General features: G+C 64.7%; 9 protein-coding genes. 3 read left to right on the top strand and 6 right to left on the bottom strand.

What is annotated here, in order from left to right; all coding sequences use genetic code 11:
- Positions 1-362 (top strand): hypothetical protein (locus OPU71_RS19695; protein ID WP_267729775.1); only part of this gene is annotated, 362 nt, incomplete at its 5' end.
- A 93-nt stretch (positions 363-455) separates the two neighbouring features.
- Here the strand turns inward: OPU71_RS19695 and OPU71_RS19690 are convergent.
- The 4 genes from OPU71_RS19690 to OPU71_RS19675 all read right to left on the bottom strand — a co-directional run bounded on the left by OPU71_RS19690 (position 456) and on the right by OPU71_RS19675 (position 6,598).
- Complete coding sequence (locus OPU71_RS19690; protein WP_267729774.1) at positions 456-1,973, bottom strand: DUF1254 domain-containing protein; 1,518 nt, start codon at positions 1,971-1,973, stop codon at positions 456-458.
- Between the two features lie 624 nt (positions 1,974-2,597).
- On the bottom strand, positions 2,598-3,290 hold the full coding sequence (locus OPU71_RS19685) for a DUF599 domain-containing protein (protein ID WP_267729773.1): 693 nt from the start codon (positions 3,288-3,290) through the stop codon (positions 2,598-2,600).
- Positions 3,290-4,186, bottom strand: a complete 897-nt coding sequence (locus OPU71_RS19680; protein ID WP_267729772.1) for an alpha/beta fold hydrolase — start codon at positions 4,184-4,186, stop codon at positions 3,290-3,292. Before OPU71_RS19680 ends, OPU71_RS19685 begins: the two co-directional genes overlap by 1 nt.
- Before the next feature lie 36 nt (positions 4,187-4,222).
- A complete protein-coding gene (locus OPU71_RS19675) occupies positions 4,223-6,598 on the bottom strand; it encodes a DNA internalization-related competence protein ComEC/Rec2 (RefSeq protein ID WP_267729771.1) in 2,376 nt (791 codons plus the stop codon).
- 153 nt (positions 6,599-6,751) lie between these two features.
- Between OPU71_RS19675 and OPU71_RS19670 the strand changes: the two genes are divergently transcribed.
- Positions 6,752-7,396, top strand: a complete 645-nt coding sequence (locus tag OPU71_RS19670; RefSeq protein WP_267729770.1) for a hypothetical protein — start codon at positions 6,752-6,754, stop codon at positions 7,394-7,396.
- Positions 7,397-7,561: 165 nt separating this feature from the next.
- The gene (locus tag OPU71_RS19665) at positions 7,562-8,677 is read left to right on the top strand and encodes a potassium channel family protein (RefSeq protein ID WP_267729769.1); all 1,116 of its coding nucleotides are present in this window, start codon (positions 7,562-7,564) and stop codon (positions 8,675-8,677) included.
- A 1-nt stretch (position 8,678) separates the two neighbouring features.
- On the opposite strand, the gene lolD is transcribed toward OPU71_RS19665, so the two are convergent.
- Positions 8,679-9,362: a lipoprotein-releasing ABC transporter ATP-binding protein LolD gene (gene lolD, locus OPU71_RS19660; RefSeq protein ID WP_267729768.1), complete on the bottom strand. Its 684-nt coding sequence runs from the start codon at positions 9,360-9,362 to the stop codon at positions 8,679-8,681.
- A complete protein-coding gene (locus OPU71_RS19655; RefSeq protein WP_267729767.1) occupies positions 9,355-10,608 on the bottom strand; it encodes a lipoprotein-releasing ABC transporter permease subunit in 1,254 nt (417 codons plus the stop codon). Before OPU71_RS19655 ends, lolD begins: the two co-directional genes overlap by 8 nt.
- Positions 10,609-10,669: the final 61 nt, after the last annotated feature.

Raw genomic sequence — 10,669 nt, 5'->3', positions numbered from 1 at the left:
AGCGATGGGTACTCCCCGCGATGTTCCTGCACCATGCGCACCGCGCGCTCACGAACCTCAGGCGAGAACTTGTTCGACTTCTTCATGGCTCCATCTTCTCAAGAGTGGGAGCCTCCTCAAAACCCGGGGCGATTCAATGTCAGCTGGCGGCCTCAGCTGCCAGTCATCCTAAAACCTCGGCAATCTGCTCAAGGCTGGAAGCTGTCAGCACGGGCTTTGGCTCGCCGACAGGTCTTCGGCCGTTAGCCGACATTCAGGTGATCGTGCGCGGTCAGCAGGCGAACGTCAGCTTTGAAATCCCCCGGCCGCTCGCATCCGCCCCCAAGGAGTCATTCGCGTTTCTACCAAGCAGCCGTTGGTGAACGGCTGCTTCGGGGAGGTTGAAAAGTTAGTACTCAGCTAATTTCACCCACTGTGCAACTCAAGAAATGGCAAACAGCCAACTGCAGAGATTCCTACTGAATCCGCTCGATATCCGGCGCGACCCAGGTTCTCTCATAAACGGATTTCTGTGGTCCGTAAAAGCGGAAGATTAGAAAGAAGTCTTGACCCGCCGACGGAAGCCAGTTGCTCTCGTACCCTACAGGCGGCGCTTTGCTACCGAGGTAAATGTCGACAGATCCATCGGCATTTCTTTGTAGTTTCGCCTTGTCGTAGGAATCCAAACCAACCCTATTCTGTGCATTGGGAATGAAGGATTTTGTCTTTTTGCTATATACGATTACGGACCAGAACTTATCGACGGGAACATCGGCGGGCACGCGCAACTTGTAATTATTCTTACCAGACAAAAGAGCGCCCGACGAATCGCGTAGCCCCATTAGGTAGAGTTGCTGCCCACCCAATTTCATGGGAAGGTAATTCGCCCAGAAAAACGGTGCCACGGCACGATCATAGGTCCACACAGCGTCGGCGGTCTCAAACGACCAAGCCTCACCCGTTTTTTTGAGCAACGCAGCGTTGATGTTCATCCACTGCCGATTGGGCCACCACGCCGAAAGTGCCTTGCCCGAGGTCACAAATCCGTCCTGCATGATTCGGTAGGCGTCCTGCGCTGCAGCGTTTAGCACCTTGGTCGTTGCCGCGTCGGGCTTGAACTGTTTGCCCTTTTCGATCCCGAGCGTCGATAGCATCCCGATCATGACCTTGTCGCGCTCGCGTACCGGCTCCTCGTTAACGAACTTGGAGAGATAGGAGAACCAGCTGATGTCGTACACGGGCAGCGAGTGCCAAGGCTTGTCCCATCCATCCAGGACACGCGTGGGATTGGGGTTTGCCGCATCGGCGAGAGCGTAGCTTTTGGTTTGTCGGGCCAGTTCGACCGATCCGGCCATCGTCCCCTTGCCAACCACCACCGGCCGAAAAACCAGCGTCCCATGAAAGCCCTGCATTTGGATCGCAAAGTAGCCGTCGGGCGCTTCTTCTTTGTAGCCCGGAGGTAAAAGCAGATATTTGCCTCCCTTGCCGCCATCAGGCCCCTCGATCCCGACCATGGTTACAGGAGCCTGCCAGTTGTCGCAGATCTCGCCGATCACCGCGTATTCGTCGCTGCTCGCAGGTATTTCGATGACGAACGGTCCATTGGTGAGATCAAACGCCATGGCGGCGTAATTCACTTGGTTGTTGGCGGTGAGAACTTCGTGCCGCGCGACTAATGGCTTACTCATGACTAGTACGTCGCCCGGCTTCATCCCGTAGTCACGAAACAGGGATTCGCGGAAAAAGACGTCGCTGATCGCCGGCATGGACCAAAGAACGGCCTCGATGCCACGCGCATGAATCAGTTGGCGCTCCAGATCCGCCGATGATTGCGCAACTGAAGTCGCTGCCTGGATAGTCGGGCTCCCGGCGACTAGGCTGACCAGCAAACTAAGCACGAAGACGATTGAATTTAAAGATGATCGGATTGTGGCGCGCAACGGTGTGCCAATACATCTCGCCGTGAACAAGTTACGCATACGTGGGATGCTCATAGAAATCTCCAATTTGTTAGCTTAGATCCATTCTACTTTGAGGTTTTTAGGTGTTCCTTGGAACGACTCGCGTTGAGAAAGCGAGGCTTGCGAGGACGCCTTAAGATAATCCCTTGTCCTCGGCAACCCGGAAGCAGTCGCTTCGAGGCCATCCGTTTCCATTCTTGAGGGGCGCACAGGGTTGCGCCGAAGGAGCCGGGGGGCGCGGCCGCGCAAAGTATCCCGCCAACAGTTTTCATGGGTCTGTACTAGATCAAGAATCGCCACGACAAAAAACAGCTCTGCGCACGTTAATGGTCCAACTGAAACGTAACAGTCAGCGGCTGCTCGTGGCCGATACCGATGAGTACCGGGACACTCGTTAGCTGACGTTGGCGAGCAGATCGACGTGACGTCGACGGACCGCTTTGGCCGAGGAGGAGGCGAGGGTGGGGCGGCGTCGATGACCGCTACCGCTGCGCTGCCGTCACCCACCAGAGTTACGTGTCCGACCGCCAAGACCAAAGTGGTGAAATTTATCTCGAACTATCTACCGGAAGAGCGCTGAGTCACGCCGGGGCGCAGGGAAGTCGGGCCATCCACGCCGCGCGCCGCCGATCCAGCTCCGCGGTATCCGGCGATGCCTCAGTCACGCATGGCGACCGCGGTGCGGCTTGCGAAATCGCGCCGCGCCAGCACGACCAGCACGATTGCACTCATGCCGATGAAAACCCAGGCATTGATGCACCAGCTCACCACCGCAAGGCCGAAGTAGTAGGCGCGAATACCGGCGTTGAAGGCGTCGCCCGCTGAGGTGTTAACCGCCGCCATCTTGCGCACCGAGACGTCTTTTTCCGCCTGCCCTGCGGACGGCGCGGGCGCGGCGCCCATGACGATCGACAGGACGTTGAACTGCCGCAGCGACCAGGTGAAGTTGAAGTAGGCGACGATGAAGATCACCAGCAGCATCAGCAGCTTGAATTCAAGCAGCTCGCGGCTGGTGCTGACGGCGAAGGGCAACTCGGCGGTGGCGGTGATGACGCGATCGAGGCCGCCGATCAGGGCGATCAGGCCGGCGAGGATGTAGATCGAGGTGTTGGCATAGAAAGAGACGCTGCCCATCAGGTTGCCCACCAGCGACACGTCCGAGATCCGGTTGTCGCGCTCGAGCATCTGCCGCGCCCATTCGATGCGCTCACGGTGGCTGGTTGCCAGCAGGCTGCGGTCGCCCTTCGCCGCGCGATCGATGGCATAGCCATAGCCGACCCAGCAAGCGAGGAACCAGCAAAACCCCAGCCAGTCGAGGAGCCCGAGTTGGTTCAAGAATCCGGAAAGCATCAATCCCCCAGCAGGTAATCCTTCACCAGCGCGATCTGCGCCGCGTCCATCAGCATTGGCGCGTGGCCGACACCCGGCACCTGCTCCAGCCGCGCCATCGGCCCGCGCCGGCCCATTTCGCGATGCACTTCGGGTGTCAGCAGATCCGAGGTCTCACCCCGCAAGGCGAGGGTCGGGCAACGAATCGCATCATAAATCGGCCACAGCTCAAGGTCCGCGAGCACCGGGGTGGCGCGGAAGACGTCGCCGATGCCGGGGTCGTAGTTCACTTCAAAGCCGCCGCCGGGCAGCGGCCGCAGCGAGGTGTCGGTCAGGTGCCGCCACTGCGCATCGGTCAGCGGCCCGAAGGGCGCACTGACTGCGCGGATGTAGGCCTCGGCGCGCGCCCTGTCGGGGAAAGCCGGCGCCCGCCCCACGTACTCGCCAATCCGGCGCAACGAGGCCGCGGTGATGACCGGGCCGACATCGTTGAGGACCAGGCGAGTGATCGGCGAATCGCGCTGCGCAGCGATCAGCATGCCGATCAGCCCCCCCATCGACGTACCCAGCCAGTGGACCGACTCGGCGCCGCTGCGCGCGAGCAGCACCATCATGTCAGAGACGTACTGCGGCAAGCCGTAGCCGGATTTGTCGGGCAACCAATCGCTGCGCCCGCGCCCCGCCACATCGGGGCACAACACGCGGTAATGCGGCGCAAGCGCCTGCGCGAGATCGTCGAAGTCACGCCCGTTGCGGGTCAGACCATGCACACAGACCAGCACCTTGGGATTATGCCGATCGCCCCACTCGGTGTAGCGCATCCGGTGCAGGCCTTGCGGATTGGCGCAGCGCACGGATGCTTCGCGCATGCCCTGCGCCGAACGGCCCAACAACCACGCCTTGATGCCTGTGAGCATTTGCCCCCCCAGCCGCCTTGCATGGCGCAAAGTCTATCACTGCGCGGGGGTCGGCTCAGCATGCCAGTAGCGGTGCGCCCGCTCGCGCCAGCGCTCGACTTCGATACCGCTGGCCGATACGCGCAGGCGCACCGCGCCGTCGCGGTCCGAGCGCAGGTCGGTCGCACCCGCGTTGCGGTAAGCGGCGAGCACGTCTGCGTGTGGATGGCCGAACCGGCTGCGGTAGCCCACCGGAAACAACACCCATTGCGGCGCAAGTGCGGCGATGAATTCCGGGCTGGACGAACTGCGGCTGCCGTGATGCGGCGCAATCACGATGTCGGTGCGCGGCAGGCGCCCCGCAGCAAGCAAATCGCGCTCCGAGGCGACCTCGATATCTGCCGCCAGCAGCGCGGCATGGCCACCGGCCTCGACGCGGATCACGCAACTGTCGCGATTGCCGCCCTGGGCCTGCCCGGCCGGCGGGTGCAGCACCTCGAATGCCACTCCGTCCCACACCCAGCGCTCGCCCCGCTCACATCGGCGCAGCGGCTTGGGCGCGTGTTCAGGAAAAGCGTAGGTGGATGGCAGCGAGCCCATCAGCCAGCGCGATCCGAGTGCCCCCAGCACCGACGCGGCACCGCCGGTATGGTCGGTGTCCGCATGGCTGAGCACCAGGCCATTGAGCCGCGCGACGCCTTCACCGCGCAGGTAAGGCACCACGATCCGCTGGCCTGCATCGGCGCTGGCACCGAAACTCGGGCCGGCATCAAACAACATGTCGTGCCGGGCGGTACGCAGATGCACCGCCAGGCCCTGCCCCACATCCAGCATCACCAGATCGAATACCCCTTCGGGCGGCCGCGCCGGGCGCCAGCCGAGCAGGACGAGCACCAGCGCAATCGCCGCAAGCCGCCCCGGCACGCCGCGCGGCGCCAGCGCCCAGAGCGCGCCGGCGCTTGCCAGAACAATCAGGGCGGGTGGCACGGCGGCTTGCTGCCAGATTGCCCAGTCGGGCGCTGACACCCACGAAAGCCCTTCCGCCAGCAGCTCGAAGATCGCCGCCGCCAGATGCGCCAGCGGTGCCCAATCGGACACGACAAAGGCAAACTCGATCGGCAACAGCACGAAGGTGACGACCGGCACCGCCACAAGATTCGCCAGCGGCGCAACCACGGACACCTGCCCGGTGAGCGCCAGCAGCAAGGGCAGCATGCCAAGGCCGATCGCCCACTGCGCCGTGAGCCAGCGCCGCCACGCCGGCTGGCGGTGGTGAGAGGCGGCGGCCGCCCACAACAGCACCGCCACTGCCGCGAAGGACAGCCAGGTGCCCTTGCTCAGCACACACCACGGATCGAAGATCAGCACCGCCGCCAGGGCCGCGGCCAGCGCCTGCGCAGGGCGAATCGAGCGCCCGCCACGCGTCGCCAGGGCGGCTACTGCCAGCATGATGAGCGAGCGCATCGCCGGTGTCGCCGCGCCGGCGATGGCCACATAAGCGGCGGCGGCGACGATGCCGCCCAGCGCCGCCACCGACTGCGCCGGCGCACGAAGCACAAGGCTCGGGATTCGCCGCCAGAGGCCGCCCAGCACGGCGCCCGCCAGCAGCGCCCAGACAGTGACGTGCAGACCCGAGATCGAAACCAGGTGGGTAATCCCACTTCGCGAGAAGAGGGTCCACTGCGCAGCGCTCACGCCGCTCTGATCGCCAATCGCCAGCGCCACCAGCACGGCGCGCCAGGGCGAATCCGGCAAAGCCCGCTCGAACCGCTCACGCAGACGCTGGCGCAAGCCTTCCAGCGCAAGCATCGGTGCCCACGCGCCGTCCGCAAGGCGCTCGGCGCCGGCCGGGTCGCGCACGTAACCGGTTGCGCCGATCCCCTGCGCCAGCAACTGGGCCTCGCGGTCGCTCCCATGCGGGTTGAGGCTGCCGTGCGGACGCTTGAGCCGCACCGTCAGGGCCCATCGGTCGCCCGCACGCAGATCCGGCACTGCGGCCGCCTTGCTCCGGTACCAGGCCAGTTGCAAACGCCCCGGCACGCCTTGCGGCGGGGCGAGGGTTTCGAAGGCGAAGGCAAGCCCGTGATCGGTGCGGCGCGGCATCTCGATCACGGTGCCGCGCAGCCGAAGGTCTTGCCCTTCGAGGGCGGGCGCCAGTCTGTCGGCCAGGCGCGGATGCGCGCGCAGGGCCGCGGTGGCGAACGCCAGCACGAAGGCGGCGCAAAAAACCAGCACGGCAGGCCAGACGACACGCTGGCGCGCGAGCCAGGCCGCAAGGCCAAGCGCCAGCCCCAGCGCCAGAAAGCCCAGCGCGAGCGCCGGTGGCGGCAGCTGCGACTGAGCCTGCAGCGCCAGGCTTCCGCCCAGCAGGCCGAGCGCGAGAGGAATCACCAGCGCCACGCCGGGCGCCGCCTTGTCGTTTGCATGATGCATGCATTCTCGGCGCTGGGTGGCCGCGCCGGCCGTGGCGGGATTCACGCTTGCGCCAAGGCCGGGCGGCCACCGTTCCTGATCCATGTCATGGATGCCTGCGCAAACCGGAACCTTGCCGGGCGCGCGCACTCCAGTGAACAGGAGGTCAAGCTCATGTCACTTGCCATCAACACCGTCAGCCCGCGCGTGATCATGCCGGGCCGTCTCGCCGAGCCGGCACAAGCGAAGGCGCCGGCGCCACCGCCCGCGCAGGATTCGCTTGAACTGCGCAGCCGGCGAAACGAGGCACCCATCACGTACAGCGACCCGCGAAAGGCACGCACCGCCGAAACAGACCCAGCCAGGCCGGACTTGCAGGCAATGCTGGAGGCATCGAAGAAGCAGGTCGCCGACATCATGGCCTACCTGCAACCCCTGCTTGAAAAGCAGGGCCTCAACCTCGCCAAGCTCGCCAGCGGTGAGCAACGGCTGACCGCGGACCCGGCCGCAATTGAAGCAGCCAAGGCGGCCATCGCCGAGGACGGCGAATTTGGCGTGCGCAAGACCGCCGAACGGATTCTGAGCTTCGCCAAACTTGCCACCGGCAACGACCCGGCGCAGTTGGAGAACATCCGTGCCGCGGTTCAGAAAGGCTTCGACCAGGCGCGGCAAGTGTTTGGCGGCACGCTACCGCAGATCAGCGAAGACACCTACGCCGCCATCATGGGCGAGCTGGACCGTTGGGCCACCGAAGGCATGCCGGCCGGCGACACCGTTTCGCTCGCCAAATCCAAGGCCGAAGCGCCCGCCGCCGCCTGATCGCCACCGGGCGACAGCGCGGCGCGCTCAGCGCCGCCACGCTGATCCGCCCGTGTGCCCGGCACGTGCCCGCTGGCACGCTGGCGAGCACGCTCTTGATCTGCATCGCGGTCATGCCACTTCGAGGCGTGGTACCAATGGTGCAGTCCATTTCGCGATCCGGTCATGCGCCTGCCCAATCCGATCCGAATGCTTGGCCGCCGCCGCAAGCGGGTGCAGCACCACTACGCCCTTGCGGTGCACCGCGCCATGTCGCGCACCTCGCACCGGCTGTCGCACAAGGCCGTGCTGGGCGGCGCGGCACTTCTGGCGGTGATGCTGATCGGCACGATCGGCTACCGCATCATCGGCCACCCCACGCACGGCTGGCTCGACGCGGCCTACATGACCTTCATCACCGTCGCCACGATCGGCTTTGGCGAAATCATCGACATGCGCGAGAGCCCCGCCGGCCGCGTCTTCACGATGGTGATCGGCACCGCCGGGCTGGCAACCGTCTGGTTCCTGTTCTCGACACTGACGGTATTTCTGCTTGAGATCGACCTCAACGCCACGCTGCGGAGGAAACGCATGCAACGCACGATGGGAAAGATGAACGACCACTACATCGTCTGCGGCTATGGCCGCGTCGGCCAGAATGTGGCGGCAGAGCTGGAGGTGACCGGCCGTGCCTTTGTGGCGATCGACAACGATCTGGCGCTGCTTGAAGAGCGCAAGGAGCGCGACGAGTGCCTGCTTTACCTGCACGGCGATGCCTCGGACGACGAACTGCTGATCGACGCCGGCCTCGAACGCGCACGCGGCGTGTTCGCGGTCACTGGCGACGATAGCCTGAACCTGATGATCACGATGACGGCGCGGCAGATCAATCCGCACATCCGGATCGTTGCGCGCAGCCACGAACCGCGCAACATCGCCAAGCTGCGCAAGGCGGGCGCCAACGAAGTGGTCTCGCCAGACTTCACCGGCGGCGTGCGCATCGTCGCCGCGATGATCCGGCCGCATGTGGTGTCCTTCCTCGACGAAATGCTGCGTTCCGAGCACCGCTTGCGGGTTGAGGAAGTGAAGGTGCCGGCCAGCTTCGAGCCGCGCGACTTATCGCACCTGCGCACCCGCAGCGCGCACTACATCCTGCTGGCAGTGCGCGGTGAAGACGACTGGCTCTTCAACCCGCAGGACGATGCGGTGCTGATGCCGGGCGATACCCTGATCGCAATGTGCACGCCATCAGGCCGGCGCGAACTGGAAGAGATGCTCCGGCTCGAACCCCCGCGCGATTGAGTCAGGCCGCGCCGAGGATGCCGTCGGTCAATTGAAGGCGGCGGTCGGCGCGCGCGGCCAGCGTCGGATCGTGCGTCACGATCACCACGGCGGTGCCGATGCGCTGGCGCAGTTCCAGCATGACGCCGAACACCGTTTCGGCGGTTGCCCGGTCAAGGTTGCCGGTCGGCTCGTCGGCCAGCAGGCAGGCAGGTTCGGTGACCAGGGCGCGGGCGATTGCCGCGCGTTGCCGCTCACCGCCCGACAGCTCGCCCGGCGCATGCTCCAGCCGGTGCCCCAAGCCCACCGATTCGAGCATCGCCGCCGCCCGCTCCAATGCCTGTGCGCGCGGCATGCGGCGGATGAAGAGCGGCATGGCCACGTTCTCAAGCGCCGAGAACTCCGGCAAGAGATGGTGGAACTGGTAGACGAAGCCGAGCGAGGCATTGCGCAAGTGCCCGCGATCGGCTTCCGAGAGGGTCGAAAAGTCCCGCCCGAGCAGGCGCACCGTGCCCGTGGTGGGCTTGTCGAGCCCCCCGAGCAGGTGCAGCAAGGTGCTCTTGCCCGAGCCCGATGCACCGACGATGGCGACGCTTTCGCCCTTTGCCACCGTCAGTTCGACATCGGTGAGCACCGTGACCGCGCCGGGGCCATCGCCATAGCGACGCCCCAAGCCGCTGCAGGAGAGCGCTTCGTTCTCACTCATAGCGCAGCGCCTCCGCCGGGTTGATGCGGGCGGCACGCCAGCTTGGATACAAGGTCGCCAACAGCGTCACGACAAATGCCATCGCAGTAATGGTGAACACATCGCCCCACAAGAGTTGCGAGGGCAAATCTGAAATGAAATACACATCCTTGGCGAGGAACTGCAGACCCAGCGCCCGCTCGATCGCCGGCACCACGGTTTCCAGATTCAGCGCCAGCAAGACGCCGCCGGTGACCCCGATGCCAAGCCCGATCAGGCCCATGATCGCGCCCTGGATGACGAACACCACCATGATCGAGCGCGGCGATGCGCCCAGCGTGCGCAGGATCGCGATATCTGCCTGCTTGTCCTGCACCGCCATCACCAAGGTCGAAACAATGTTGAAGGCCGCCACCGCCACAATCAGCGAGAGGATGATCGACATCACCTTCTTTTCCATCTGCACCGCGCGGAAGAAGTTGGCGTGACTGCGCGTCCAGTCGGTGACGCCGACGCTTGGATCAAGCCGCGACAACAGCTCGCGAGCGATCCGCGGCGCCGCGTAAAGATCGTTGAGGGCAAGGCGAACGCCCGAGACCGAATCCCCCATGCGGTAGAGCGCCTGGGCGTCCTGCATGTGGATCAGCGCAAGGCCGGCGTCGTATTCGTACATGCCGGTATCGAACACGCCTACCAGCGTGAACTGCTTGAGGCGCGGCAGGATCGCAGCCGGGGTGACAAGCCCGGTTGGCGCAATCAGCGTGATCTTTTCGCCCGGCAGGATGCCCATCGACTTGGCCAGATCTGATCCGAGGATGATGCCGAACTCGCCCGGCTTCAGATCGGTGAGCTTGCCGGCCTTCATCTTGTCGGCAAAGTTCGCCACCCGGTTCTCAGCCTCGGGCAGCACACCACGCACCAGCGTGCCACGCGCGGTTTCCCCCAGCGAGAGCATGCCCTGTTGCTGCACGAAGGGCGCCACCGCGCGCACGCCGGGGTAGGCCTGGGCAATGTCGGCGGCCTGTTGCCAGTTGGGCAGATCCCCCTCGTAAGCCACCACCTGCGCATGTGCCGCAACGCCAAGGATGCGTTCGCGCAGTTCGCGCTGGAATCCGTTCATCACCGAAAGCACCACGATCAGCGCCGCGACGCCGAGCGCAATGCCCAGCATCGACACCATCGAGATGAAGGAAATGAAACCGTTGCGGCCCGCCGCACGGCGCCTTGCGCGCACGTAGCGAAGCCCGATCAGAAGCTCGTATTTCATCGGCACCGGTCAGCGCATCAGCCCCGTGCCAGGCGGCAAAAAGGCGGATGCATCGTGTTCG

The organism is Niveibacterium sp. 24ML (genome assembly GCF_026586805.1).
Lineage (GTDB): Bacteria > Pseudomonadota > Gammaproteobacteria > Burkholderiales > Rhodocyclaceae > Niveibacterium.
This window is presented reverse-complemented; position numbering and strand designations above follow the sequence as displayed.

Bases quoted from the DNA above. Each gene is read 5' to 3' on its own strand.
- OPU71_RS19680 (WP_267729772.1), bottom strand. From the start codon at position 4,186: ATGCTCACAGGCATCAAGGCGTGGTTGTTGGGCCGTTCGGCGCAGGGC.
- lolD (WP_267729768.1), bottom strand. From the start codon at position 9,362: ATGAGTGAGAACGAAGCGCTCTCCTGCAGCGGCTTGGGGCGTCGCTAT.
- OPU71_RS19685 (WP_267729773.1), bottom strand. From the start codon at position 3,290: ATGCTTTCCGGATTCTTGAACCAACTCGGGCTCCTCGACTGGCTGGGG.
- OPU71_RS19670 (WP_267729770.1), top strand. From the start codon at position 6,752: ATGTCACTTGCCATCAACACCGTCAGCCCGCGCGTGATCATGCCGGGC.
- OPU71_RS19655 (WP_267729767.1), bottom strand. From the start codon at position 10,608: ATGAAATACGAGCTTCTGATCGGGCTTCGCTACGTGCGCGCAAGGCGC.
- OPU71_RS19675 (WP_267729771.1), bottom strand. From the start codon at position 6,598: ATGCATCATGCAAACGACAAGGCGGCGCCCGGCGTGGCGCTGGTGATT.
- OPU71_RS19690 (WP_267729774.1), bottom strand. From the start codon at position 1,973: ATGAGCATCCCACGTATGCGTAACTTGTTCACGGCGAGATGTATTGGC.
- OPU71_RS19665 (WP_267729769.1), top strand. From the start codon at position 7,562: ATGCGCCTGCCCAATCCGATCCGAATGCTTGGCCGCCGCCGCAAGCGG.